We start from the raw sequence: 26272 nt of genomic DNA on the forward strand, positions 1-26272 counted from the left end.
GTTGAAAATATTGCAAAACAGAGAAAATCCATCATCAGACTAAATGACGCACAAAAAAAATGAAAAAAATAGCAGCACTTAACTTAGACCTGAGTTGAATAAATTCAAGCTTCTTTTAAAAGTTTTACTGTTTCAAATATTCGATTTTACTCATAAGGCAAAGGTAGGTTTTTCTAAGGTTTTCAGATGCGCAAAACACTTCTAAATTGAACCTTGTTGTGCGGTGTAAAAATTGTCAAAAAAGTCAATTTGGTGTTTAAGTTTTTGCTTTTAGCGCTTAAATGTATAGATATGCAATCTTTTAGCGCTAAGTCGGATTTTCCCAATTAAGTGAAATGCGTGTCAGAATGATCAATGCTTAATTCATTTAAATGTGGTCAACTGCAAGCTCAAAGCATCGCTTTTTTTCTTTTAGACACTTCAAATCGAAGTTTTGCTGAATAATTAGACTTATATTCAAGAAGCAAACCTTATCAATTATATCTCGCAACAATATTTTTATGAATCATCAGTTCAAAATATGGGTATTTATTAAATAAATATTGGGTGGTAATTTAAAAATGTTGCATTAGAATCCAAAAATTCAACAAAACTTATCCTGAGGGGAAAGCATCGTTATCCACGATGTTGACTTAAGAAAAACTAGCTTGAGGAACGCTCATGCAGATCGGAATTCCAACCGAAACTGTTGTCGGTGAAAATCGTGTCGCTGCGACGCCAGAAACAGTAAAGAAGTTGATTAGCGCGGGTCATAGCGTAGTCATTGAACGTGGTGCAGGCGTAAAAGCCGCTTATATCGACAGCGCTTATGAACAAGTAGGCGCGACCATGACAGATGATGCTTATCGCGGTAGCCAAATGATTTTGAAAGTTCGTGCCCCAAAGGGTGAAGAAATTCAAAAACTTGCACCGAACAGCACTGTGGTGGCGATGTTTGATCCTTACCGCAATACTGAATTAGACCAATTTGCTGCGGCTCAGGTGTCTGCATTTGCTTTAGAGCTTTTGCCACGTACCTTGTCGCGTGCGCAAAATATGGACGTGTTGTCATCACAAGCCAACTTGGCAGGTTATAAATCTGTGTTGTTGGCTGCAGCAGAATATCAACGCATGTTCCCAATGTTAATGACGGCAGCGGGTACTGTAAAACCTGCGCGTGTTGTGATCATGGGTGTGGGTGTTGCTGGTTTGCAAGCCATTGCAACAGCGAAGCGTTTAGGTGCTGTAGTCGAAGCAACTGACTTGCGTCCAACGGCAAAAGATCAGGTGGAATCTTTGGGTGGTAAGTGGTTAGACGTACCAATGTCTGAAGAAGAACAACAAAAAGCTGCCGATGCTGCCAAAAATGGTTATGGCTGGATGCCTGGTGAACAATACATTAAAGACCAAGCAGTGATTGTCGATAAAGCCGTTTCTAATGCGGATATCGTGATTACCACTGCGTTATTGCCGGGTCGTGATGCACCGCGTTTAATCAAAGCGGAAACTGTGGCAAAAATGAAGCCGGGTTCTGTGATTTTAGATATGGCAGTCGAAACGGGCGGTAACGTCGAAGGTTCACAATGCGGTGAAACTGTAGTGACTGCCAATGGTGTGAAAATTTTGGGTATTCCAAACATTCCATCGACTGTATCGACAGAAGCATCTGCACTATATGCGCGTAATGTGTTGAATTTTGTTGAAACATTATTTGATAACGACAAGAACTTCGCATTGAATCCTGAAGAAGAAATTCAGAAAGCGTTGCTGGTCACTCATAACGGTCAAGTGCTGTTAAAGCGTGGTTAAGGAGAATTCTCATGGTTGAAACAATTACGATTTTTGTCCTTGCCATCTTCGTAGGTTACTACGTGGTGTGGGGGGTAACACCTGCGTTACATACGCCATTAATGGCAGTAACCAATGCACTTTCTTCAATCATTATTGTCGGTGCGATGATTCAAACTGTTGGTCTACCAATCATGGGTGTAGAAGGCAGTGTCGATTTCCAAACCATTAATGTGGTGAGTGTACTGGGTGCGATTGCTGTGTTCTTGGCAAGCATCAATATTTTCGGTGGTTTTGCAGTGACTGCACGTATGCTGGAAATGTTCAAACCAAAAGCAAAGAAAAAAGAGGGCTAATGCATGGAATTTATTCGTGAATATGCAGACTGGTTCTATTTAATCGGGGCTGTGCTCTTTATCTTAACTTTACGTGGTTTGTCTGGGCCTAAAACTGCGATTGCGGGCAACCGTTACGGCATGATCGCAATGGCGATTGCAGTCTTGACTACATTCTTTGTGGCAGACAATCCAGTTGTGTGGATGATTCTGGCAGCTATGGCAGCAGGTGCGGTGGTGGGTATTGCCCGCGCACGTACGGTGCCAATGACTCAAATGCCTGAAACTGTAGCGTTAATGCACTCTTTAGTCGGTTTGGCTGCAGTTTTAATTGCGATTGCTGCGATTATTCATAACAACAAGTTAATCGAACTTGGTCCAGACTTGTTGGCTGCAAATGGCATTACTTTCCATGAAATGAGCAAAGTTCATTTATTTGAATTGTTTGTGGGCTGTTTCGTGGGGGCGATTACCTTTACTGCATCTGTTTTTGCATACGGTAAATTGGCGGCGAAGAAATGGGCAAAAACTATTTCGGGTGCATGGGTAAAACCTGTTCAGGCGTTAATTTTCCTTGCTATGCTCGGTTTTGGGATTCACTTCTTCCTGAGCGGCAACATGACTTCATTCTGGGCAATGACAGGTTTAGCATTGGCATTCGGTTGGGTATGGATTGCACCAGTGGGTGGTGGTGACATGCCAGTTGTGGTGTCATTGTTGAACTCGTTCTCAGGTTGGGCGGCAGCAGGTATTGGTTTCACACTTGAAAACAACATGCTGATTGTTGCAGGCTCATTGGTCGGTTCTTCAGGTGCGATTCTGTCTTACATCATGTGTAAAGCCATGAACCGTTCAATCATCAACGTATTGTTTGGTGGTGCGATGGGCGGTGCAGCAGCACCAACGGCAGCAGCGGGTGCGCAAGTGCAACGTAACTACCGTTCAGGTTCTGCTGATGATGCTGGCTTCTTGATGTCAAATGCAGACAGCGTAGTAATTGTACCGGGCTATGGTATGGCGCAAGGTCGTGCACAGAATGCGGTCAAAGAATTGGCCAACTTGTTAAAAGAGCAAGGTGTAACTGTTCGTTTTGCGATTCACCCAGTGGCAGGTCGTATGCCGGGTCACATGAACGTATTACTTGCAGAAGCAGACGTACCGTATGAAGACATCTTAGAAATGGACGAAATCAACTCAGATTTCCCTGCAACAGATGTGGTGTTGGTGATTGGTGCAAATGACGTAGTTAACCCTGCGGCAAAAGACGATCCAAACTCGCCAATTTACGGCATGCCAATTCTTGAAGCGCATAAAGCACGTACTATTATGGTCATCAAGCGCTCAATGGCAACAGGTTATGCGGGTCTAGACAACGACTTGTTCTATAACGACAAGACCATGATGATCTTTGGTGATGCCAAGAAAGTTGTGGAAGATATGACTAAATCAATCAACGGTACAGGTCACTAAGACACTGTTTCCAGATATGAAACCGCCTTCGGGCGGTTTTTTTTATGGCTGATGTAAAGTGGTTAATTGAGATCAGGCAGATTGAGTTTGGGCGAGTTTTATAGGATTGGTTTGAAGCAATGTATTGGGTAGGGGATGATATAAACCAATATTTGGTGGGTAGATTAATGCGATATAAAAATGATTAGGGATATGAGCTTCAAAAGATCTGCATTAAAAAAGCGACTTATTTGAAAGTCGCTTATTGTGTATCTTTAAGGCTGCTCAAGTGAGCTGTTGTATTAAGCAACAGACTCAGGCGTAGTGCGCCATAAGCTTTCTAGGTCGTAGAATTTACGTGCTGTTGGTAGCATGATGTGAACCACTACCATACCAAGATCGACCAAGATCCATTCTGCATCACGTTCACCTTCAATACCAATTGGGCGGAAGCCTGCTTTGCGCGCTTCTTCGGCAACATTGTCGGCAAGAGATTTTACGTGGCGAGTTGATGTACCGCTAGCAATCACAATGGCATCTGAAACATTGCTGATGCTGCTGACATCAAGTTCAACAATTTCTTTGGCTTTTACATCAAGGAGAGCTTCATGTACAACTTTAAGACAAGTTTGTACGTCATGCTTTTGGGTATTCATTGCAAGATCGTGAGAATTAGAAGCGCCGGGCGATGGTTCTAAATTCATGGGGTGTATAATTTCCTAAAATTATTCATCGTCTAATATAGCTGTTTTAGCCTGAAATTTCAAATCGGTTTAATTTTAACCACTTTGATTTGAGGGAAAGTATTTGTCTTTCCATGCAAATGATTGATTTGACGCCAGACTTGGGCGGTATTCTGCAGCGATATAGCCTGAATAAGCACTGTGCTGTAACCATTTGAAAATAGTAGTATAGTCTAGCTCGCCTGAATCGGGTTCATGGCGTCCTGGATTGTCGGCAAACTGGATATGACCAATATCCTGAATGTTTTCTTGCAATGCGCTCAGCACATCTTCACCCATCATCGCCATGTGATAACAGTCGTATTGCATTTTAAGAGCAGGATGTTTGACTGCTTCTAGCATCTCTTGAGCTTGCGCAATATTTTGTACTAAAAAGCGTGGCATGTCGGTGCCATTAATCATTTCAAAGACAGGCTGAATATGATGTTGAGTGAGCATCGAGCAGGCCAGTTTTAGGTTTTCTGCCAGTGTGTTTAAGCAAGGCAGTAAATCGGCATCGACAGGTTGTTTGCCTGCCAAAATATTGACGCTAGGGACATTTAATGCCGTGGCATAGCGGATGGCTAACTCTAAGGCATGATGAAATTCAATCTCTTTTCCGGGTACGCCCGCCAAACCATTGCCGCCTTGCATGAGGTCACCCGCAGGGACATTGATTAAACACAGGCTGAGTTGGTGGAGTGTGAGTTGGGTTTGAATCTGCTCAATACTCAGCTCATAGGGAAATTGAATTTCAACATGCTGAAAACCATGTTCGCGTGCAAGGGCAAAGCGTTCAATTAAAGGCACTTCGGTAAAAATCATCGACAGATTAACCGCCAGTTTAGACATGCAGGTGCTCCTTGCAGGCAAAGGTTGGATCAGGAATCAAGCCGATTAAGCTTCGACCTGATGAATAATGGTGGCTAAATCTGCTTCTGCAAAACCCTTGGCTTGATGGGCTTGCAGTTGTGAAAGGGCTTTTTCTGCCACAGGAATCTGTAACTGAAATTGCGCTGCCAGTTGTAAGGCATTGTTTAAATCTTTAGACAGGGTTTGGACTTTCCATTGCACAGGCTCAAAACTGTGAGTTGCCATACGTGGAGTTAAAATCTGAAACGGTTTCGAGTCGGCAAAACCACCCGCCAAAGCAGGTGCAAGTAAACGGGTGTCTACGCCTGCCTGTCCTGCTAAGGCAACAGCTTCGGCAATTAGGGTGCTGTTGGCAGCAACAATCAGTTGGTTGCAGATTTTAGTGGCTTGTCCTGTGCCTGTTTCGCCCATACGGGTCACACGTTGTGACAGCACATCATAAATCGGGCTTAATTTTTCGATGGTGTTTGCATCACCCCCTGCAAAAATCACCAAACTACCTTGTTCGGCTCCCGCAGTGCCTCCCGATACAGGTGAGTCAATCCATGTGACCTGTTTGAGGTTGGCTTGCTGCGCTAGCTTTTGGGTTTGATCTACAGACAAACTGGAAAAATCGACAATGACTTGTTGAGCAGTCAAAAATGGCTCAATTTGATCTAATACAGCTTGGACGGCATGATCATCGGCAAGGCAACTCAAGATCACTGGATATTGTCCGATCTCGCTCAATTGCAGCGACTTTGCCCCCAGACTGAGCACAGATTCGCAAGCCGCAGGGCTACGATTCCACACCGCGACCTCAAAACCTGCCTGAACTAAGCGGGTTGCCATGCGCGTACCCATGAGTCCCATACCTAAAAAAGCGATTTTTGTGTCACGATCAAAATGCATAGCGCTGATTCTCCGTTTTTGCCTACAGTACAAGTCTGGCTTGAAATGTCAATTTAGCCTTTGGTCAAAGTCTGTTGTGTTTGAACTGAATCAAAACTGACGCGGTGCAAAGGTCACTTCAGGGTTCTTGTCCTTTTTACGTGCCAGTTGGCTATTTTTACCCAGCAATAATTTTAATTGCCAAATTTTTTCTAAACGTAAAGATTTATTTGGCGCATGTTCCATAGCATCCAGCACTTGTTTGGCTGCAGCCAATGCATCAGGAGAGCGTTGTGCAATTTCTTCAGCAAGGTCTTGTGCTTTTTGTAAAGGTGTTGCATCTAAATGCGTGACCAAGCCAATTTCTTTGGCATAGTTGGCATCAAAAATACGTGCAGTTAAGGTCAGTTCTTTGGCAAGGTCTAAACCAATTAAACCTTTTAATGAACGGCTTAGCCCCATATCAGGCACTAAGCCCCAACGGCTTTCCATAATCGACATTTGCGTGTCAGGATGCGCGATACGAATATCTGCAGCCAAAGCCAATTGCATCCCTGCGCCAAAACAATACCCTTCAATTGCAGCAATTACAGGTACAGGCAATTGTTGCCAAACGAGAAATGCTTTTTGAAACAGGCTTTGCCCTGGCTTAATTAATTCCCAAGCCGCAAATGCACGGTTTTGTGGATTGTTGAGGTCGGCCAAGTCAATGCCTGCACTAAATACCTTTGCTTCGCCTGTTAAAATTACACAACGTAAGCTGCGGTCTTTTTTAAGTTTTTCGGCAGTCCGCACCAATTCTTTAAGTAGGGCAAAACTCATGGCATTGCGTTTGTCTGGGCGGTTCAGGGAAACTGTGGCGATGCCATTATTTTTTTCGATACGAAGTAAGGTCATGATGTGAGCTCTTGTTTTTACTGGGCAAAGCATAACATGGGCAGCAGTGCGATAAATGACAGCAGAGTCACGGCAAAGCCTTGCGACCTTGCCTTTGATTACGTGACTTTTTTTTGTGAATAGTGCTGGGTGAGTCGTGCTTACAAACTGTATCTTCTCGTTGAGGCGTTCGCGGTGAATGTCACTTTGATGTTGGCTAACTCACCGCATTGTGTTTGGTAAAAATGTGTTCTGCCGCATGTTCAACTTGCTGTATACAGGTTTGTAATTCCTGATAACGGTTTAAGACCTCTTGCACAAACAGATCATCGGCTTTACGACGTTCTTTACGTAAGGTCGAAACAAACTGTTCAAATGAGCCTGTTACTTCTTGCAGGTTCGGTGTGCCAACATAGCGGGTCGCACCATACAGACGATGCAACACATGCTCGAGTTGTGGGAAATCTTCCAGTTCAATCAGCTGTTCAATTTCATGTAATTCTGTGGCAAAGCTATCCACTAGCATTTTCAGTAAATCCACTGCAAGGTCTTCTTTGTTGGCTGCCAGCATTAGGCTTTGTTGCCAATCCAACACCTGTGGATCTAGCGCTTCAATCACAATGGCTTTATCGACTGCAGGTGGCTTATTAAAACTTTGCGTGGTCCAATGGGTTAAAATTTGGATGATTTGTTCAATCTGAATCGGTTTGGTGACATAGTCATCCATACCGACTTTGAGTAATTTTTGCTTTTCATCGGCAAGAGCATGCGCGGTGAGGGCAATAATAGGTAAGCGTTTGTGATTTTCCAAAGTCGATTCTAAAGAACGAATCGCACGGGTGGTATCTACCCCCGACATCACAGGCATTTGAATATCCATAAAGATCAGGTCAAATGGTTGCTGTCCCTGCTCAATGCGTTGCTGCAAAATCCCCAAAGCTTCCTGACCACTTTGCGCTTTGGTAGTGGTCACATTCAGTTCGCCCAACAAGGCTTCGAGTACAATCAGGTTGGGTAGATGGTCATCCACCGCTAAAACGTGCAGGCCTTTACCATCAAATGATGCAGACTCCTGTTCATCAAAACTGTTTTCATTGTTGAGTAAGTCAATTAAGGCTGAACGACTGAGCGGTTGATACAAAGCGCGCGCACGATATTCATTTAACAGACTTGGGTCTAGCGCCATTTGATAGCCATACACTGCCAAGTTACCTTGATAACGGGTACGAATTTCTTTTAATAAAGCTTCGGTGTCGCCACTATGATCAACAATCAACCAAGTATTGTCTTGCAGGTCGGATACATCTTTTAAGCGGCTAAATAAATCTAAAATTGAAGCGGCTTCAATATGTCGCACCGCATAATTTTCAAGATAATGACGCAAGACATTCGCTGTGGCAGGGTGCGCCAAATACGACACCACCTGAATCTCTTTAAAGTTTGGATGCTGCTGTGCATGCGCTTCATCTACCGCAAACATGGCAGTAAACCAGAAGGTCGAGCCTTTTTCGGTTGGGGCGCGTTCCTGATTGTCTTCAAAGCCAATTTGACCTTGCATCAAATGCACCAACTGTTTGGAAATGGCCAAACCTAAACCTGTACCACCAAATTGACGCGTGACCGAAGTATCACCTTGAGAGAAAGACTCAAACAATTTTTTACGGTCTGTACCGCTTAAGCCAATGCCACTGTCTTGGACGCTAAAGTGAATTAAGCATTGTCCAATATCGTCATGTTCTACCCGCGCCCGTACAATAATTTCACCATCGGGGGTGAATTTAATCGCATTGGAAATTAAATTGGTTAAAATTTGCTTGAAACGTAAAGCATCGCCCAGCACATATTGCGGCACGTTATCGGCAAAATAAAAGGCCATGTTGATGTGTTTTTGCGCAGCCAAAGGCGAGAGCATATCCATCACATCAAAAATGGCTTCTTCTAAATCAAAGGGTGCGGTATCCAGTTCCAGTTTGCCTGCATCAATTTTAGAAAAATCCAATACGTCATTAATGAGTGCTAAAAGATGCGCCGATGATTTACGAATGGTCTGTAAATATAAATTCTGTTCATTGCTAAGATTTTCCTGACGCAATAACAGGTGAATAAAGCCATCAATACTGTTCAGTGGTGTTCTGAGTTCGTGACTGATGTTGGCTAAAAATACCGATTTAGACTGGTTGGCAGAAATCGCTTGGTCACGTGCCTGACGATAAGTGATGTTTTGCACTTCCAAAGTATCGAGGGTGCGGCGCAAGTCATCTTCGGTTTGTTCGGTATGTTCTTTGAGTTCTAAAAAGCTGAAATGCAGGCGTTTTACCACATTGGCAATATCCCGCTGCAGTAAGCGTAATTCGCCAGTACTGTTAATGACCATGTGTTGATCGAGCGTATCGGCATTCAGGCGTTGTAGCTGCATGCGAATTTCATACATGGGTGCAATCCAGCGTCGTGAATAGAAATTCAGACACAGCAATAACAACAACAGGGTCAGCAAGCCTGTGGCAATTAATACAATCATGACCCGATAACGGGCAATTTGTAATGGCTGATTGTCCAGTTCAATCAGCAACCATGCAGGACGGTTGATGTCTTGCTGAATTTGCATGCCATACACATGATTATTTTTATACAGAATTGGGCCAAAAAAATCGGCATTTTTAGGGAATTTGGGCCATTCGGCTTGGTCTTGAAAGCCCATGCTTAAACGGCGTGTACCAGAAGCATCAATCAGTGCAGTACGAATCAAGTGCTTTTCGTTCATCATGTTTTGCATAAAAGTACGTGCTTCTTCGTACTTCCACGGAAAGCTAGCCAGTTGATGCAAAGCTGCTTCAGATGGCAACTCAAAACGGGTCAAAATCGCAATTGCCATTTGTCGCTGCTGTGCTTTTGCGGCATTCGAGGTTTCAGATAAAACTAGCATCGTGCCGACGCATGCCAAAACCATAATTGGCACAAAAATAAGTGCAATCAGCTGTCCATAAGCATGATTTAAATGTAAGCGCTTAAATAACTTTTTATTGATATTTGACATGGTTAACGCAGTTTAATCCCTATGTTTGGCAGTTTAGCATGCTTTATCAAATGGAGCGTAAAACTCAGTCCTTCAGGTCAGAGATATAAGCGACACGACATGAAGTGTCGTTTGATTTAACTAAGGACTATTTTCCTTGAGTTTTGATTGTTAATATAAGTACATGAAAACCCTTAAATTACGTATAAAAGACAAACATTGCAAGGTGTTAGACCAACTAGCATCAGAAGTGAACTTCGTCTGGAATTATGTCAATGATTTAGGGTTTAGGCATTTGAAGCGGAAAGGTGAATTTCTCTCTGCTTTTGATATTGCCAAATATACGAAAGGCACATCCAAAGAATGTAATTTACATAGTCAAACCATTCAGGCTGTAACTGAAGAATTAGTCACCCGAAGAAAGCAATTTAAAAAGGCAAAGCTGAAATGGCGTGTCAGCAATAAAAAATCAGCAAGGCGCTCTTTGGGATGGGTTCCCTTTAAAAAGGTGGCTATCAAATATGCCAATGGATATGTCCAGTATGGAAAACACCAATTTAAGCTTTGGGATAGCTACGGTTTAAGCAAATACACGTTAAAAACAGGTTCATTTGTAGAGGATAGCCGTGGGCGTTGGTATGTATGTCTTGTTGTTGAATCGCCTAAGCAAGATAAATCGACAGCAACCAAAGCGATTGGTATTGATCTAGGCTTAAAAGATATTGCCACCTGTTCTGATGGCACTGTAATTTCAAATCCAAAATTCTATCGAAAATATGAGCAGACATTAGGTATTGCTCAGAGAGCCAGGAATAAGAAGCGTGTTCGTGCATTACACGCCAAGATTGCAAATAGTCGAAAAGATCATTTGCATAAAGCAAGCACCAAGCTTGTGAATGAAAATGCATTGATTATTGTAGGTGACTTGAGTGCTAAAAAATTAGTAAAAACCAAAATGGCAAAATCTGTTTTGGATACAGGATTTTCGGCACTAAAAACAATGCTCAAGTATAAATGCGAGAACGCAGGCGTATTGTTTGAAGAAGTCCAAGAAGCCTATACCACCCAAATCTGTTCGTGCTGCGGTGAGATCACCTCAAGTAGTCCCAAAGGTAGGACAGATCTTGGAATAAGAGAATGGGAGTGCATGAGCTGTGGTACAGTTCATGATCGAGATATAAACTCAGCTCTAAACATTCTTGCGCTTGGGCATAAGCGTCTAGCTGTAGGAATCACCCTCTTTTAAGGGGGGGGAGGATGTCAATTCTCCTGACTGTGTTTTCATCTGTTTGGTGCGAGTGGTTCAGCTGCATCTCGCAATCAATCGGTGTGCATTTTTTTGCATCCATCCCGCAAAAGACAATCTGAAATTGTGTTCATCTTGCCTAGAATTGTGTAGGCAGTAAGTGATGCATAAATTGTCGGCAGACTATTGCTGTTTTGATAAAAAGCCTGTGAAAAACGTGCAGGAAGGTGCAAATTTTCATACAATAAGCCCACCTTGATATTGGTGCAGACCATGCTTGATACCCAACCAGATTTCCAAAGTGATGAATTTTTGTTAGATCATTATGTGGGCAAAACCCCATTGGTGCGTTTACAGCGTTTGGCAAGTCATACGCAGGCAACGGTTTTGGCAAAACTGGAAGGCAATAACCCTGCGGGTTCTGTTAAAGATCGTCCTGCCTACAACATGATTATGCAGGCAGAAAAACGCGGTGAAATTCAACCAGGCGATACTTTAATTGAGGCAACCAGTGGCAATACCGGTATTGCTTTGGCGATGGTTGCAGCTATGCGTGGCTATAAAATGCAGCTGATCATGCCTGATAATATGAGCCAAGAACGTAAAGATGCCATGCGTGCCTATGGTGCAGAATTGATTGAAGTGACCAAAGCACAAGGTATGGAAGGCGCACGCGATTTGGCTTTGCAAATGCAGAGAGAAGGCAAAGGCTTGGTGCTGAACCAATTTGGGAATCCAGATAATGTTGAAGCACATTACCTGACCACAGGGCCTGAAATTTGGCAGCAAACGGGCGGTAAAATTAGCCACTTTGTCAGCTCTATGGGCACAACAGGCACCATTATGGGTGTGTCTAAATACTTAAAAGAACAAAACCCAGAGATTCAAATTATTGGTTTACAACCATCAGATGGTTCAAGCATTGCGGGGATTCGCCGTTGGCCTGAAGCATATTTACCAACCATTTTTGACCGCAGCCGTGTTGACCGCATTATTGATATTCCGCAAATTGAAGCAGAAAAAACCATGCGCAAATTGGCGCAAAAAGAAGGCATCAGCGCAGGCACATCATCGGGCGGCGCGGTATGGGCAGCTTTAAAAATTGCCGAAGAAAACCCAGAAGCAGTCGTCGTTTGTATTATCTGTGACCGTGGTGATCGTTATTTGTCGACAGGTTTATTCTCTGTTCAAGATGCTGAATCGTGATATTCATTTTTCTATCACCCATTGAGTAAGATTTTATGCGTTTACCTGTGCTGATTTTCGATATAGAAACCGTTACCGATTTGAAGTCAGGCGCGCATTTATATCAACTTGATTTACCCGAAGCAGAGCTTGAACAAGCGTTAATGAAGTTGCGTCGCCAAGAGGCGGGCACCGATTTTCAGCGTTTGCCTTTGCATGAAATTGTGTGTATTTCAGGCTTGTGGATTGATGAACACGGCATGAAGCTGTTTTCCTTTAGCCGTGAACACGACAGCGAAGCGACAATGCTGAAAAAGTTTTTGTCTATTTTTGATAAGCGTCATCCGACTTTGGTCAGTTGGAACGGTTCGCAGTTTGACTTGCCAGTGATTTTATTCCGCGCCATGTATCACGGGCTCTCTGCACCAAGTTTATTTGATCAGGGCGAGATTGATCAGCAAAAGCGCTATAACAATTATCAAAACCGTTACCATCAGCGTCATGTCGATTTAATGGATGTGATGGCAATGTTTAATGGTCGTCATTTTCAAAAGTTGGATGACATTGCGTATTTGCTAGGTTTTCCGGGTAAACGTGTAGATGCGGGCTATCATGTTCCTGCATTTATGCAAAGCGGCGAATGGTCAAGGCTGACGCGTTATTGTGAAGGCGATGTCTTAAATACTTGGTTGATTTATTTGCGTTGGCTGCTGCTCAAAGGGCAATTGCTGCTTGAAGAGCATACTTTATGGGTACAGCATACCATTCAATATTTGCATACTCAGCCGCAGCATGCAGACTTTTTAAGCGTGTGGCAGCACAGTTCGCAGCAAACTGAATTTACCCGTACAGATTTTCCTGAACAAAGTGTCACCACGCCTTCAAATGAATCCGTGATGCCTTTTCAATCTTCCCCATCTTCCGATATTTAGACTGATATGAAACATCGCAGTAAAAACCGTACCACGCAGCAGGCTGAATATTGCTTTCAGGTGGAATCGTTGTCACATGAAGGGCGCGGGATTGCACACTACACAGCTCAGTCGGGTCATCCAGCCGAGAAGCAGGGGAAAACAGTTTTTATAGAGGGCGCATTGCCTGGTGAAACAGTACGCGCCAAAATTACGCATAGTAACAAACGCTTAGAAGAAGCCGAGTGTCTAGAAGTGCTGGGTGAGCCTTCGACATTACGGGTTACGCCACAATGTCCACATTATCAGCGTTGCGGTGGTTGTAGCATGCAGCATATTCAGTTGGATGAGCAGATTCATCTCAAACAACAGGTGTTGCAGTCGCATCTGCAACATTTTGCGCAAATTCAGCCTGAAGAATGGTTAGCGCCTTTGCGTTCACAGCGTGAAGATTATCGCTGCAAAGCCCGTGTTGGGGTGCGTTATATTGCCAGTCAAGACAAATTGGTGGTCGGTTTTCGTGAGCGCAATAGCAATAAACTGACCTCAATTGACCGCTGTATGGTGTTGGATCAGGCATTTGGTTCGTTAACACGAATCAAGCAGCTACTCCAAAGTCTAACAGGCAAGGCCCATATTGGTCATATAGAATTGGCGATGGGAGATCAAGAGATTGCTTTGGTGGTGCGGCATACAGAACAACTATCTGCAGCCGATATCAACCAGTTACAGCAGTTTGCGCTACAGAAACACTGGCAATTGTATTTGCAGCCTGAAGGTCCAGACAGTTTGCATCGGGTTGATGATCCGCATGCAGCAATGCGTTTGCATTATCGTTTAGATGATTTTGATGTGAATTTTGGCTTTCATCCCCAAGACTTTACCCAAGTCAATTCTACAATTAATCCACAAATGGTTAAGCTGGCATGTGATTTGCTTAACTTAAAATCAGGTGATCGGGTACTTGATCTGTTTTGTGGATTAGGCAACTTTTCATTGCCGCTTGCACGTTGTGTAGGTGCAACAGGAAAGGTGGTTGCTGTAGAGGGTTCAGAGCAAATGGTGCAGCGTGGTGCAGAGAATGCACAACGTAATGATTTAGACAATGTTAAGTTTTATTCACAAGATTTAACAAAAGATTTTTCGCATCATTCTTGGGCAAATCAAGGATTTGAGGCATTATTAATTGACCCTCCGCGTTCAGGCGCAGAGGAAGTGATGTATTATGTGCCCAAATTTGGCGCAGATAGAATCGTTTATGTGTCTTGTAATCCAGCCACACTCGCAAGGGATGCAGGTGTATTGGTCAAGCAGGGCTATCAATTGAAAAAAGCAGGCGTGATGGATATGTTTCCGCATACGGGGCATGTCGAATCCATTGCCTTGTTTGAGAAAGAAAAGCAAATAAACGATTTATAATATGAAGTACATAGAGGTAGGAGAAGGGTATGGTCACAGTACGTGAACAACTTCCTGGACGTTTAAATGAACTGTCTGAGGAAACGACTGTAGAACATGCCGAGCAAGCCCGACAGGATTTAGCAGAATGGCTAGACCGAGTACGCGGGATTTACGATGGGGCGGCACTTGAACAATTAGAACGCGTTGCCAATTACACCCTGAAAAAAGAGCTGGAAACAGACGTCAGTCATCCATCGCATACCTTATATACAGGTATTGAGATGGCGAATATTTTAGCGCACTTGCATGTCGATGAAGACACTTTGTCTGCAGCCATGCTCTATCGTAGCGTGCGTGAAAATGTCATGCAGTTAGATGAAGTGCGTGAAGAATTTGGTGAAGCAGTTTATGGCTTGATCAAAGGCACCTTGTCGATGGGTAAGTTGTCTGAACTGATTGAGAAAAATAAGCGTTTAGAAGACCATTTTAATAATAACCAGCGTGAACATTTAACAGGCATTTATAAAATGCTGATTTCCATGACGGAAGATGTGCGCGTGGTGCTAATTAAACTGGCAGAACGTACCTATTCATTACGTGAGTTGGCAACCGCTTCCAAAGAACGTCAGGAGCGTGTGGCGCGAGAAATTTTAACCATTTACTCGCCATTGGCACACCGTTTAGGCATTGCCCAACTGAAATGGGAACTCGAAGATTTAGCCTTCCGTTATTTGGCGCCAGACCGTTATAAAGAAATTGCGACGTTACTGAATGAAAAGCGTTTGGAGCGTGAAAACTACATTCAGAACGTAATTGAGCAATTGCGTACAGAGCTGGGCAATAATGGTATTCATGCCGAAATTAGCGGGCGGGTGAAACACATTTATTCGATTTATCGAAAAATGAAGAGTAAAAACCTCAGCTTCGATCAGCTCTATGACATTCGTGCTGTACGTGTTTTGGTGAAAACCATTCCAGAGTGTTACCACTCTTTGGGCATCGTACATCAATTGTGGCGGCATATTCCGCACCAGTTTGATGATTACATTACCAATCCAAAAGCCAATGGTTATCGCTCATTGCATACTGCCGTAATTGCAGAAAACAAGTCGCTTGAAGTGCAAATTCGTACCCTAGATATGCACGAAGAAGCCGAGCTTGGGGTATGTTCACACTTTAATTATAAAGAAGGTTCTAAAGCCACAGACCATTCGTTTAATCATCGTTTACATTCTTTGCGTTCTGTTTTGGAGCATTATCAGGAACGTAACGATGCCAGCGCACATAAAGAAGATGATGATTCTGAAAATTTTGAACAAATCCAAGAGTTTGAAGATTTTGAGAAAATTTATGTGTTCAGCCGTGATGGTGATATTAAAGAATTGCCACGTGGCTCAACGGTGCTGGACTTTGCTTATCATGTGCATACCGAAGTCGGCAATAAATGCTATGCCGCACGGGTCAATCAGCGCTATGTGCCGCTCACCTATACTTTAAAAACAGGCGAGCAGGTCGAGATTTTGACCAAAAAAGACCGTGAACCGAACCGTGATTGGTTGGTGAATTCTTTAGGTTATATTAAAACAGCACGTGCGCGCGATAAGCTGCGTCATTGGTTTAGACAGCAAGACCGCAGTAAAAATCTGGAAGTCGGGCGTGAAGTGCTCAACAAAGAACTGTCACGTTTGGCGATTCATCCAAAAAGTATTGATTTAAATGATTATTGCAATCACTTTAACGTCAAAACAGGTGAAGACATTCTGATTGGTTTGGTGAATGGTGATATTAGCCTGCATGCCTTAATTAATCAGGTCAATCGTCACATGCACTTAGATCAGGATGAACCTGAACTGGTGTTGAAGCCAACCTTGAACCCACGTGCCAGCCATACCTTATCGGCACATGGCATTTTGATTGATGGTTTGGATAACGTTGAACTGCATATCGCACAATGCTGTCAGCCTGTGCATGGTGAAGCGATTGCGGGGTATATTACCCTGAACCGTGGTGTGAGTATTCACAAAGTGGCGTGTTCGGACTATGTGCGTATGATTGGCAACGAACCTGAACGTGCGGTAGAAGCCGATTGGGAAATGCAGCCAACCCGTGGTCAAAGCGTGCAAATTGTGGTGGAAGCCTATGACCGCCGTGGTTTGCTCAAAGACTTAACCCAAGTGATTTTTGCCGATCAAATTAACATTCGTCAGGTGAATACTATTTCTGAAAGTGATGGTATCGCCAATATGAAATTGTTAATTGAGGTTAAAGGCTTGGCGCAACTTTCTCGTTTGTTGGCACGTTTAGAGCAGCAACCAGGGATTATCAGCGCACGTCGTTTGGTGCAAGGCAGCTAAGCGAGCACGCTTTAAAAAACCAGCATGTTTGCTGGTTTTTTTCTATCGTATTTCAGCCAAAATGGAGAAGGGCGGATGAATAAAACACCTAAAAAAATTTGTGTGAATGTTAGCCGCATTCAGCAGATTTTTAGCCCCGATCCAAGCACTGCACGCAATGAACAGATTCAGCAACAAAAACAGGCGATTTATCGGCATCGGAATCAATTGTTGTCTGGATACTTAGAACACGATATTCAAAACAGCGATATTGAGCGTAACCTACATGGCAAACCATTTTTGACGGCATTCCCTCAATTGCAGTTTAACCATAGCCATAGCCGTCAACATTACGCTTTGGCAAGCAGCTTACAGGTACAAGATCTAGGTATAGATGTTGAAGACTTAGAACGTAAGGTACGTTTTGATGCTTTGGCACAGCATGCGTTTCATCCCAATGAACTCAAATACTGGCAAGATTTGGAACACGATGCTGACTATTGGTTTCGAGTTTGGACCACCAAAGAAGCTGTGCTAAAAGCTTCGGGTTTAGGCATTCGTTTAAGTCTCAATGAGCTGGATACCCGTATGCATCCCAATGCACAGGGCGGCATTTGTCATCATCCACAGATTGGGCATTTTGCCTATCAAAACTTTCGTTTAGCAGATTGTATGCTGACCGTGGCATGGCGAGCAGCACCATCTTGCGCAGGCTTTCAATTTCCACAGATTCATATTATTCAGCATTAACATCGCAACGTCAGCGTAAATATCGCAATGCTAAGGCACAAAAAAGCCTATCCGAAGATAGGCTTGAATGTTGGTGTCAGCAGAAATGCATTAAGGAATTTCTTGCTCTTCACCTTCAAATTCAGGTTTGACTTGAACAATGAAGTCCTGACGGTTCAAACCGCGCCATAAGGCAAAGGCTGTACCAATGTAAATAGATGAATATGTTCCGACAAAGACACCCACAAACATCGCAATCGAGAACCATTTCAGACCATCACCACCCATGAGCATCATCGCGACTACAACCAATAATAGGGTCATAGAGGTGTGAATGGTACGACGTAAAGTTTCTGTCAGCGCAATGTTTACCACTTCAAGTGGTGTTGCACCACGGATTTTACGGAAGTTTTCACGAATACGGTCAGATACAACAATGTTATCGTTGAGTGAGAAGCCAATAATCGCCAATAACGCTGCCAATACAGTCAGGTCAAATGGCCATTGCATCATGGCAAAAATACCCAGTGTCACCACAATATCGTGGAACAATGACAGTACCGCACCCATTGCCAGTTTGAATTCAAAGCGAATGGTGACGTATACCAACATCAATAACAGCGCTAAAGCTACAGCGCCCGCAGAACGTACGTACAGCTCATTACCGACTTGACCACCAACCACATCTACCTTTGGCACAGTTGCCGTGTTATTTGGTAGTTGTACCGCAGCAGTAATTGCTTTGGTTAAGTCTTCTGCTTCAACATCTTCTTGCACAGGCATACGTACCATTAGGTCGCGGTCTGAACCAAGCGTTTGTACCACAGGGTCGTTAAAGCCTGCTTTGACCAATGCGTTAGAAACATCGGTGGCTTTTACTGGATTGCTATAGTTGAGTTCTGCAGCAATACCCCCAGTAAAGTCCAAACCTAAGTTTAAACCTTTGGTGGCAATGAAGAAGATACTGGCAACCGTTAATAGAATAGAAAGCAATGCCGCAGGCAAAGCAATCTTCATAAACGGAATCACGCGCTCATCATCAGGGCGGCCATATTTTTTTGAAGGCAGTTGAGTATTCTCAGTCATCAGTGATCTCCTTAAATGCTCAACTTTTTCAAGTTACGTTTTTTGCCGTAGATGATTTGTACAATTGCACGGGTCACTGTAATTGCAGTAAACATCGAGCAGACAATACCAATCATGAGCGTCACAGCAAAGCCTTTGATTGGACCTGTACCAATCGCAAACAGAATGAATGCCACCAAGAATGTGGTTAAGTTCGAGTCGAAAATAGTGTTATACGCTCGGTCATAACCCGCCACAATGGCTTGTTTGGGCGAGGCCCCCCACTTAATTTCTTCTCGTATTCGCTCACAAATCAAGACGTTGGCATCTACCGCCATACCAATGGTAATTACGATACCCGCAATACCCGGCAAGGTGAGTGATGCACCAATCCAAGACATGACGGTTAAAATCATGGCTAAGTTAAACACTAAAGCGAAGTTGGCAATCAGACCAAACAGACGGAAGAACACCACCATCCAGATTGCAACCAAAATGAAGCCAATCTGAGTCGACAATACGCCTTTATCAATGTTTTCTTGACCCAAGCTTGGACCAATCACACGTTCTTCGACAAAGTACATTGGCGCTGCCAAGGCACCTGCACGAAGCATTAAGGCCAATTCAGAGGCTTCTTGTGGAGAATCTAGACCTGTAATACGGAACTGTGAACCCAATACTGCCTGAATGGTTGCAGCATTAATGACTACAGATTCTGTGTATGGAGTACGTACTTCAGTTTGTGTGCCATTTTCATCGGTCACATAGCTAATACGTTGTTTGTTCTCAATAAACAATACCGCCATACGTTTACCCACAGCATTACGCGTCGCATCTGCCATGAGCTTACCACCCGCAGCATCTAGGGTAATGTTAACTTCTGCACCGCCTGTATCTTGGCTAAAGCCACTTGACGCATTTTGAACGCGTTCACCCGTTAAAATACGGCTGCGGTTCAATAATAATTGGCGACCACTGTCTAACGATTCAAAGGCAAACGCTTCTGTGCCAGGTGGTACTGTACCTGTAGTCTGACCTGTGTACGGATCAATATATTGATCATTTAAGTCAGACACCAAACGGAATTCGAGGTTCGCAGTACGACCGAGTACACGCTTCGCTTCAGCAGTATCTTGTACGCCTGGCAATTCCACTACAATACGGTTGCTACCTTGAGTTTGTACCAAAGCTTCAGCCACACCTAACTCGTTAATACGGTTACGTAAAGTAGTTAAGTTCTGATTGACCGCATACGACTGAATTTCCTGTTTACGGACATCGGTATAGTTCAGACGTAAGCTAGAGCCTTCTGTGGTGGCTACAGCTTGCTGTGTGTATTCATTGCCGTTACGACGCAAGAAATCCATCACTGCATCACGGTCTGCATTATTGGCAAACTGTAGGGTGATGGTGTTGTTATTCAGCGAAAGGCTATTAAATTTCAGCTTGTTGTCACGCAATTGACGGCGTAAATCGGTGGCTGAAGTTTCCATACGCTGGCTGATGGCCTTGTCCATATCCACTTCTAATAAGAAGTGCACACCACCACGTAAGTCCAGACCGAGTTTCATTGGTTTTGCACCAATTTTTTGTAGCCATTCTGGTGTGGTTGGCGCAAGGTTCAGCGCCACGACATAGTCATCACCTAAACCGCGACGTAAAGCTTCTTTGGCTTTGAGTTGGGCTTCTGAGGTGTCTAAACGCAACAATGCAGCATTGTTGGTAAAGCTGTTGTCATGACTGGCAATATTTTCTGATTGTAAAATTTGCTCTGCTTTTTGTATGATGCTTTGATCAATTTGGGTACCAGCTTTGGCACCTGAAATTTGAACAGCAGGTTCATCTGGATACAAGCTAGGCAGGGCATATAATGTACTCACCACAAGAACAACGAGGATGAGCAGATATTTCCATGCTGGGTAACGCATTTATTTTCTTCTTAAAATGAAAAAGTCGTGCGTGAGCACGACTCTTTTTGATTAGAGGTTGTTTAATGTGCCTTCAGGAAGAACTGAAATGACACTCGCGCGTTGTACTTTTACTTCTACACCACGGTTCAGCTCTACCACTGCAAAATCACCTTCAATTTTCGTGATTTTACCCATAAGACCACCTGCGAATACCACTTCACTGCCTACGCCCAAGCTTTCAATCAGTGTACGATGCTCTTTGGCACGCTTTGATTGTGGACGCCAAATCAGGAAGTAGAAAATTGCAATGAAGACTGCAATCATTAAAAGGTTAGCCACAAGGCTTGGTTGTTGTGCAGCTTCACCTGCTGCGTGAGCGGTCGAAATAAAAAGGCTCATTTCATTTTCCTAAACTAAAAACTGGCGATCAGTGATCTGATAATAAATTGGGTTTGTTCTGCAATTTACCTTGTCTTTTTACTCAGCGCAAATACTGAAAAGACTAATCTTCAGGACAAGGCGGTACTTCTAGGCCACGACGGGCATAAAAGTCCTGTACAAATTCATCGAAAGTGCCGTTATCTAAGGCATTGCGAATATCTTGGGTAAAGCGTTGGTAATAACGTAAGTTATGAATAGTGCCCAACATTGACCCCAACATTTCGCCACATTTTTCTAAATGAAACAAATAAGCGCGGGTAAAGTTCTTGCAAGTATAGCAATCACAATGCGGATCGAGCGGGCTTTGGTCATGACGATACTTACTGTTACGAATACGCACCAAGCCATCGGTTACAAAGTAATGACCATTGCGCGCATTACGGGTTGGCATCACGCAGTCGAACATATCGACGCCACGACGAATTGCTTCCACAATATCTTCTGGCTTGCCGACGCCCATCAAATAACGTGGTTTATCTTCTGGCATTTTAGCTGGCAAATAATCCAGTACTTTGATCATTTCTTCTTTCGGTTCACCCACCGAAAGACCGCCAATGGCATAACCATCAAAACCAATTTCAAGTAAGCCGTTTAAAGATTCAACACGTAAATCTTCGTACATACCGCCTTGAATAATCCCGAACAGCGCGTTGCTGTTTTGTAGTTCATCATGGTGATGGGTTTTACAGCGTTTTGCCCAGCGTAAAGACAATTGCAAAGATTTTTGTGCTTCTTCATGCGTTGCAGGATAAGGCGTACATTCGTCAAAAATCATCACGATGTCAGAGTTCAAAGTTTTTTGAATTTCCATCGAGATTTCAGGCGAAAGAAAAACCTTTGAGCCATCAATAGGCGAACGGAAGGTCACACCTTCTTCTTTAATTTTACGCATTGCGCCTAAGCTAAACACCTGAAAGCCACCAGAGTCAGTCAAAATAGGCTTATCCCATTTGATGAATTCATGTAGACCGCCGTGTTGCTGAATCACTTCTAGCCCTGGACGCAAATATAAATGAAAGGTATTGCCTAAAATAACCTGTGCCTGAATTTCTTCAATATCGCGTGGCAGCATGCCTTTGACTGTGCCATACGTCCCCACAGGCATAAACACAGGGGTTTCTACCACACCATGAGCAAGTGTTAAACGACCACGACGGGCGCGCCCCGACTGACCTAATTTCTCAAACTTCATATATGTTCCAAATCAAGGCGAAAAAACAGTTCGCTGATTGTTCATGCTAAAAGTGCAATATTTTCCTAGATTCTGCACGGAATTGCCAGTTGAGATACGTTTTCCTTGGTAAAAATTGCGAGTAAATATTTTGTTCAAATCCATTGTGCTTACATGGCGTAAAATTGCTGAATACGTTGGGTAATTTCTTTATGTAAGGCAATTTCACCTTGTTCATGATTGTCCATTGCAGCAACGTGCTGAATTAAACGCTGAATATATAAATTACTGTCATTGACATCCTCACCTCCCTTAAACGGAGGTGATTCCTACAGCTAGACGCTTATGCCCAAGCGCAAGAATGTTCATGGCACTATTTAAGTCCCTATCGTGAGTGACACCACACTCACATGACCATTCTCTTATTCCAAGACCTGTCCTACCTCTCGGACTACTTGAGGTGATCTCACCGCAGTACGAACAGATTTGGGTGGTATAGGCTTCATTGACTTCTTCAAACATTACCCCTGCGTTCTCGCATTTATACTTGAGCATTGTTTTTAGTGCTGAAAACCCTGTATCTAAAACAGACTTTGCCATTTTAGTTTTTACAAGCTTTTTGGCACTTAAGTCACCTACAATTATGAGTGCATTATTTTTAACAAGTAATGTACTTGCCTTATGCAAATGGTCTTTACGGCAATTTGCAATCTTGGCGTGTAATGCACGTACACGTTTTTTATTCCTTGCTCGTTGAGCAATACCTAATTTCTTTTCGTATTGGCGATAGAACTTGGGGTTTGAAATAACCGTACCATCAGAACAGGTTGCAATATCTTTTAAACCTAGATCAATACCTATGGCTTTGGTTGCTGTTGGTTTTTCTTGATTCGATGAATCGACCACAAGGCACACGTACCAACGCCCACGGCTGTCCTCAACAAATGAACCAGTTCTAACAGCATATTTGCTTAATCCATAGCTATCCCATAGTTTGAATTGATGTTTACCATATTGAACATATCCATCAGCGTATTTGATCGCTACTTTCTTAAACGGTATCCATCCAAGTGATTTTCTTGCTGACTTCTTGTTGCTAACACGCCATTTGAGTTTGGCTTTCTTAAACTGCTTTCTGCGTGTGATTAATTCTTCGGTGACAGCCTGTATGGTTTGGCTGTGCAAACCACACTCTTTAGATGCGCCTTTGGTGTATTGAGCAATATCAAATGCAGATAGAAACTCACCTTTTCTTTTTAGGTGCTTAAAACTTAAATCATTCACATAATTCCAAACAAAGTTCACCTCAGATGCTAATTTAATCAGCACCTTTGCGTGTTTGTCTTTTATGCGGAGTTTAAGTGTTTTCATGTGCTTATTTTAACAATAATATTTTAAGTAATGAACAACAAAGATATTTAATACGACATTCCATGTCGTATGGCTTACGCCAGTCGCTTATATCCTCGTGCTGAACCACGAGGTTTTACGCTCCAAGTGATAAAACTCGGTTCTAATGTGAGCAAATAGGCTTCATGTGCAATGCTCAAATAATCATACGGTTCCACTTCTAAAAGTTGTGCCAGATCAATCAGCAAGTCTTTATCCACTTGTTGTAGTTTGAGCTTGGGTTGTGCGGTGGATTGTTCCATCGTGGTTTGAGGCGCTTTGTTGTGCAGGAATTCATCGAGCAAAGCACTTGGAGTGTTTAGAAATTGCGCTGAGTGGATTTCTACATCGACCTGTTTGGGCACATGAATAAAAAACAGAATTTGGCTTAAATCTAAGCCATAAGCGCCCGATAAAGATTGTTTAGCCTGCTGAAATATATCCAGTAAAAGTTCAAGATGGCTGTATTGCAGCGTGTCATTGGAATTCAGCAGAGGATTGCCATAGATATGTCGCTGTTTAAAATAATCTGCAAAAATATTTTTAAATTGATGCAGACCGCTAGAATTGTTGGCTTGAGTGCGATAACGCCATTTTTCTATATTCCATTTATTTACTTCAGATAAATATTGTGCTTCATCTTCCTGTTCATTAAACAGGTTGCGTTGGCTTGAAACAGCTAAATAATCGACCCCAAGATATTCATTAAAGACCAGTACAAAGGCATAAATTTGGTCTTGTTCATATTGCTCATAGAGTTGGAAAAACTCTTGAATGAGGGTGTTTTTCAGGTTCTGAATATGTTCTAACATTTTATCGGCTTACTTTTTATTTTGGGATTTATGTTTTGAGCAATTGTTGTTTATATTTTGCTCAACCTCATGATTGTGTCAAAGCTGAGAAAAATGTCAATAAGACAAAACAAATTGTAGTCAAAGCTCACTTAAGTTGTTAAATTGTAATTAAAATCAATTCATAGAGGTGGGCTATGAGTGAATTAAACAGTGCACTAAAAGAAGACCAATTCTATAAAACACTTTTGGAAACCACGAATGCAATTCCGTGGCAGATTAACTGGAAAACCAAAGCTTTTAGCTATATTGGCCCACAAATTGAGTCTTTACTGGGTTGGACGCAAGACAGCTGGAAAACTGCACAAGATTGGATTGATCGGATGCATCCTGAAGATCGGGACAAGACCGTGAATATGTGTGTGAGTCTGTCCGATCAAGGCACAGACCACGAAGCGGATTATCGTGCCTTAACCGCTACAGGAGATTATGTCTGGATTCGTGATGTTGTGCATGTGATTCGTGAAAATAACGAAACTGTGGCGATTATTGGGTTTATGTTTGATATTTCTGCGCGTAAACAAATGGAGTTGGAACTCGAAGCGTTGAGTCGCAAAAATCTGGCTTTGAGCTTACAAGACCCGCTGACCTTGGTTGCCAATCGAAAGGCGCTCAGTGAGCGTATAGAAAACGAATTTAAACGTGCTGTGCGTCATCAACATGCATTGTCTCTCTTGTTTATCGACATCGACCATTTCAAGCCTTATAACGACAATTATGGACATTTACAGGGTGATCATTGTTTGATTAGTGTGGCGCAGTTGCTTAAACAACACTTTGAGCGTGCATCTGACTTTGTGGCTCGCTTTGGTGGTGAAGAGTTTGTGGTGCTATTGCCTGAAACACCATTGGCAGATGCTGTACAACTTGCTGAAAACTTTAGGCAGGCAGTATATGCGCTGGAAATTCCACATACCAAGACAGGGGAGACGACCCAAGTTACTGTGAGTATTGGTGTAAATAGCTATCACCAAAATCAGCAGTATCACAATGTGGTCGATTTTCTGCATTCAGCCGATGAATTGTTGTATTTGGCAAAAAACAAAGGACGTAATCAGGTGCAGTATCTGACACAGTCTTGTGTTTAGTCGAAATCTGAAAAAACAGCAAGCTTCGTGCTTGCTGTTTTTATAAATAATTTCAAAGGAGCGGCTTAGAATTAAATGGCTTAAAAGTTTGGACGATAATCAAAACTTTGTGCTGCACTGTTGTCCCGAAAGGCGCGCACAGGTTTTTTCGCTGTGGTTGCAGTGTTAATCATGTTGTTAGGAAAGACCTGAATATAGTTATTAAACAACTCGACATTGCGGTTATAAATAGTAATCGCAGCACCGACATTTTCGTTCTGCTCATCAATTTCATGCATCATTTTTAAATACAATTGGTCGGCTTTGAGTTCAGGATAATTTTCGACCACCACATTCAAGCTGCGCATCAATTCTTTGCTCAAGGCTTCAACACGTTGTAATTGGCTGACATCGGCATTGTTGATGTTTAGGTTCATAATATTTTGGCGCAGTTCAGTCACTTTTTCTAAAGTGCCTTTTTCCATACCTGCATATTGTTCGACCACTGGCGCAAGTTCTTCAAGCGTTTTTAACTTCTGTCGTTCAAAACTGGTCACATCTGCCCAAGCGCGGATGGTGGCGTTGTGGTGGCGTACGATGTTGTTACGAATCATGATGCCCAGCATCACCAAGACGATGACAACCAAAAGAAAAATTGCGATACCCAT

General features: G+C 43.0%; 22 protein-coding genes. 10 read left to right on the forward strand and 12 right to left on the reverse strand.

The annotated features are described in order from the left end of the window. The first annotated feature begins 660 nt into the window (after positions 1-660). From FTV41_RS01130 to FTV41_RS01140, 3 genes are read left to right on the forward strand one after another with little or no spacing between them, the layout of a single operon-like run. Complete coding sequence (locus FTV41_RS01130) at positions 661-1788, forward strand: Re/Si-specific NAD(P)(+) transhydrogenase subunit alpha (protein WP_004974923.1); 1128 nt, start codon at positions 661-663, stop codon at positions 1786-1788. A gap of 11 nt (positions 1789-1799) precedes the next feature. After that, complete coding sequence (locus FTV41_RS01135; protein WP_004974924.1) at positions 1800-2123, forward strand: proton-translocating transhydrogenase family protein; 324 nt, start codon at positions 1800-1802, stop codon at positions 2121-2123. Between the two features lie 3 nt (positions 2124-2126). Beyond that, a complete protein-coding gene (locus tag FTV41_RS01140; protein ID WP_004974925.1) occupies positions 2127-3572 on the forward strand; it encodes an NAD(P)(+) transhydrogenase (Re/Si-specific) subunit beta in 1446 nt (481 codons plus the stop codon). A 281-nt stretch (positions 3573-3853) separates the two neighbouring features. Here the strand turns inward: FTV41_RS01140 and rsfS are convergent, their stop codons facing one another. From rsfS to FTV41_RS01165, 5 genes are all read right to left on the reverse strand, one after another. Beyond that, entirely contained in the window at positions 3854-4255 is a 402-nt protein-coding gene (gene rsfS / locus FTV41_RS01145) for a ribosome silencing factor (RefSeq protein ID WP_004974926.1), read from the reverse strand. A gap of 75 nt (positions 4256-4330) precedes the next feature. After that, positions 4331-5125 (reverse strand): hydroxypyruvate isomerase family protein, encoded by a 795-nt coding sequence (locus tag FTV41_RS01150; RefSeq protein WP_096901402.1) that lies wholly within the window; start codon positions 5123-5125, stop codon positions 4331-4333. Positions 5126-5170: 45 nt separating this feature from the next. Next, positions 5171-6037: an NAD(P)-dependent oxidoreductase gene (locus FTV41_RS01155; protein ID WP_179995948.1), complete on the reverse strand. Its 867-nt coding sequence runs from the start codon at positions 6035-6037 to the stop codon at positions 5171-5173. Positions 6038-6127: 90 nt separating this feature from the next. Further along, positions 6128-6913, reverse strand: coding sequence for a crotonase/enoyl-CoA hydratase family protein (locus tag FTV41_RS01160; protein ID WP_179995949.1), 786 nt, complete (start codon positions 6911-6913; stop codon positions 6128-6130). Positions 6914-7109: 196 nt separating this feature from the next. Continuing rightward, complete coding sequence (locus FTV41_RS01165) at positions 7110-9926, reverse strand: ATP-binding protein (RefSeq protein WP_131260559.1); 2817 nt, start codon at positions 9924-9926, stop codon at positions 7110-7112. 163 nt (positions 9927-10089) lie between these two features. On the opposite strand from FTV41_RS01165, the gene FTV41_RS01170 reads away from it, so the two are divergent. From FTV41_RS01170 to FTV41_RS01195, 6 genes are all read left to right on the forward strand, one after another. Next, positions 10090-11151, forward strand: a complete 1062-nt coding sequence (locus tag FTV41_RS01170) for an RNA-guided endonuclease TnpB family protein (protein ID WP_179995950.1) — start codon at positions 10090-10092, stop codon at positions 11149-11151. 273 nt (positions 11152-11424) lie between these two features. Beyond that, positions 11425-12357 carry a cysteine synthase CysM gene (gene cysM / locus FTV41_RS01175; RefSeq protein ID WP_179995951.1) on the forward strand — a complete coding sequence of 311 codons (933 nt, stop codon included), beginning with the start codon at positions 11425-11427 and terminating at the stop codon, positions 12355-12357. A gap of 35 nt (positions 12358-12392) precedes the next feature. After that, positions 12393-13268 (forward strand): 3'-5' exonuclease, encoded by an 876-nt coding sequence (locus FTV41_RS01180; RefSeq protein WP_004974933.1) that lies wholly within the window; start codon positions 12393-12395, stop codon positions 13266-13268. Positions 13269-13274: 6 nt separating this feature from the next. After that, positions 13275-14666 (forward strand): 23S rRNA (uracil(1939)-C(5))-methyltransferase RlmD, encoded by a 1392-nt coding sequence (gene rlmD / locus FTV41_RS01185; RefSeq protein ID WP_179995952.1) that lies wholly within the window; start codon positions 13275-13277, stop codon positions 14664-14666. A 29-nt stretch (positions 14667-14695) separates the two neighbouring features. Beyond that, a complete protein-coding gene (locus tag FTV41_RS01190) occupies positions 14696-17002 on the forward strand; it encodes a bifunctional (p)ppGpp synthetase/guanosine-3',5'-bis(diphosphate) 3'-pyrophosphohydrolase (RefSeq protein ID WP_004974935.1) in 2307 nt (768 codons plus the stop codon). 75 nt (positions 17003-17077) lie between these two features. Continuing rightward, positions 17078-17731: a 4'-phosphopantetheinyl transferase superfamily protein gene (locus FTV41_RS01195; protein WP_179995953.1), complete on the forward strand. Its 654-nt coding sequence runs from the start codon at positions 17078-17080 to the stop codon at positions 17729-17731. Positions 17732-17821: 90 nt separating this feature from the next. Here the strand turns inward: FTV41_RS01195 and secF are convergent, their stop codons facing one another. The 6 genes from secF to FTV41_RS01225 form a co-directional block, all read right to left on the reverse strand. Continuing rightward, positions 17822-18799: a protein translocase subunit SecF gene (gene secF / locus FTV41_RS01200; protein ID WP_171525035.1), complete on the reverse strand. Its 978-nt coding sequence runs from the start codon at positions 18797-18799 to the stop codon at positions 17822-17824. Positions 18800-18807: 8 nt separating this feature from the next. Beyond that, positions 18808-20703, reverse strand: a complete 1896-nt coding sequence (gene secD, locus FTV41_RS01205; RefSeq protein ID WP_179995954.1) for a protein translocase subunit SecD — start codon at positions 20701-20703, stop codon at positions 18808-18810. A 51-nt stretch (positions 20704-20754) separates the two neighbouring features. Next, positions 20755-21084, reverse strand: coding sequence for a preprotein translocase subunit YajC (gene yajC, locus FTV41_RS01210; protein WP_004974939.1), 330 nt, complete (start codon positions 21082-21084; stop codon positions 20755-20757). Between the two features lie 103 nt (positions 21085-21187). Continuing rightward, the gene (tgt, locus tag FTV41_RS01215; RefSeq protein ID WP_004974942.1) at positions 21188-22318 is read right to left on the reverse strand and encodes a tRNA guanosine(34) transglycosylase Tgt; all 1131 of its coding nucleotides are present in this window, start codon (positions 22316-22318) and stop codon (positions 21188-21190) included. 291 nt (positions 22319-22609) lie between these two features. After that, on the reverse strand, positions 22610-23668 hold the full coding sequence (locus FTV41_RS01220) for an RNA-guided endonuclease TnpB family protein (RefSeq protein ID WP_179995955.1): 1059 nt from the start codon (positions 23666-23668) through the stop codon (positions 22610-22612). Positions 23669-23742: 74 nt separating this feature from the next. Then, positions 23743-24498 carry a DUF4303 domain-containing protein gene (locus FTV41_RS01225; protein ID WP_179995956.1) on the reverse strand — a complete coding sequence of 252 codons (756 nt, stop codon included), beginning with the start codon at positions 24496-24498 and terminating at the stop codon, positions 23743-23745. Between the two features lie 176 nt (positions 24499-24674). Here FTV41_RS01225 and FTV41_RS01230 point away from each other — a divergent pair, with 176 nt between their 5' ends. Further along, positions 24675-25625, forward strand: coding sequence for a sensor domain-containing diguanylate cyclase (locus FTV41_RS01230; RefSeq protein WP_179995957.1), 951 nt, complete (start codon positions 24675-24677; stop codon positions 25623-25625). A gap of 80 nt (positions 25626-25705) precedes the next feature. Here the strand turns inward: FTV41_RS01230 and FTV41_RS01235 are convergent, their stop codons facing one another. After that, positions 25706-26272: a LemA family protein gene (locus tag FTV41_RS01235; protein ID WP_163141230.1), complete on the reverse strand. Its 567-nt coding sequence runs from the start codon at positions 26270-26272 to the stop codon at positions 25706-25708.

The sequence above is a fragment of the Acinetobacter sp. YH16051 genome, from assembly GCF_013417135.1.
GTDB lineage: Bacteria > Pseudomonadota > Gammaproteobacteria > Pseudomonadales > Moraxellaceae > Acinetobacter > Acinetobacter towneri.

Coding starts and splice junctions, on each gene's coding strand:
- FTV41_RS01130 (WP_004974923.1), top strand. CDS start 661: ATGCAGATCGGAATTCCAACCGAAACTGTTGTCGGTGAAAATCGTGTC.
- FTV41_RS01135 (WP_004974924.1), top strand. CDS start 1,800: ATGGTTGAAACAATTACGATTTTTGTCCTTGCCATCTTCGTAGGTTAC.
- FTV41_RS01140 (WP_004974925.1), top strand. CDS start 2,127: ATGGAATTTATTCGTGAATATGCAGACTGGTTCTATTTAATCGGGGCT.
- rsfS (WP_004974926.1), bottom strand. CDS start 4,255: ATGAATTTAGAACCATCGCCCGGCGCTTCTAATTCTCACGATCTTGCA.
- FTV41_RS01150 (WP_096901402.1), bottom strand. CDS start 5,125: ATGTCTAAACTGGCGGTTAATCTGTCGATGATTTTTACCGAAGTGCCT.
- FTV41_RS01155 (WP_179995948.1), bottom strand. CDS start 6,037: ATGCATTTTGATCGTGACACAAAAATCGCTTTTTTAGGTATGGGACTC.
- FTV41_RS01160 (WP_179995949.1), bottom strand. CDS start 6,913: ATGACCTTACTTCGTATCGAAAAAAATAATGGCATCGCCACAGTTTCC.
- FTV41_RS01165 (WP_131260559.1), bottom strand. CDS start 9,926: ATGTCAAATATCAATAAAAAGTTATTTAAGCGCTTACATTTAAATCAT.
- FTV41_RS01170 (WP_179995950.1), top strand. CDS start 10,090: ATGAAAACCCTTAAATTACGTATAAAAGACAAACATTGCAAGGTGTTA.
- cysM (WP_179995951.1), top strand. CDS start 11,425: ATGCTTGATACCCAACCAGATTTCCAAAGTGATGAATTTTTGTTAGAT.
- FTV41_RS01180 (WP_004974933.1), top strand. CDS start 12,393: ATGCGTTTACCTGTGCTGATTTTCGATATAGAAACCGTTACCGATTTG.
- rlmD (WP_179995952.1), top strand. CDS start 13,275: ATGAAACATCGCAGTAAAAACCGTACCACGCAGCAGGCTGAATATTGC.
- FTV41_RS01190 (WP_004974935.1), top strand. CDS start 14,696: ATGGTCACAGTACGTGAACAACTTCCTGGACGTTTAAATGAACTGTCT.
- FTV41_RS01195 (WP_179995953.1), top strand. CDS start 17,078: ATGAATAAAACACCTAAAAAAATTTGTGTGAATGTTAGCCGCATTCAG.
- secD (WP_179995954.1), bottom strand. CDS start 20,703: ATGCGTTACCCAGCATGGAAATATCTGCTCATCCTCGTTGTTCTTGTG.
- yajC (WP_004974939.1), bottom strand. CDS start 21,084: ATGAGCCTTTTTATTTCGACCGCTCACGCAGCAGGTGAAGCTGCACAA.
- tgt (WP_004974942.1), bottom strand. CDS start 22,318: ATGAAGTTTGAGAAATTAGGTCAGTCGGGGCGCGCCCGTCGTGGTCGT.
- FTV41_RS01220 (WP_179995955.1), bottom strand. CDS start 23,668: ATGAAAACACTTAAACTCCGCATAAAAGACAAACACGCAAAGGTGCTG.
- FTV41_RS01225 (WP_179995956.1), bottom strand. CDS start 24,498: ATGTTAGAACATATTCAGAACCTGAAAAACACCCTCATTCAAGAGTTT.
- FTV41_RS01230 (WP_179995957.1), top strand. CDS start 24,675: ATGAGTGAATTAAACAGTGCACTAAAAGAAGACCAATTCTATAAAACA.
- FTV41_RS01235 (WP_163141230.1), bottom strand. CDS start 26,272: ATGGGTATCGCAATTTTTCTTTTGGTTGTCATCGTCTTGGTGATGCTG.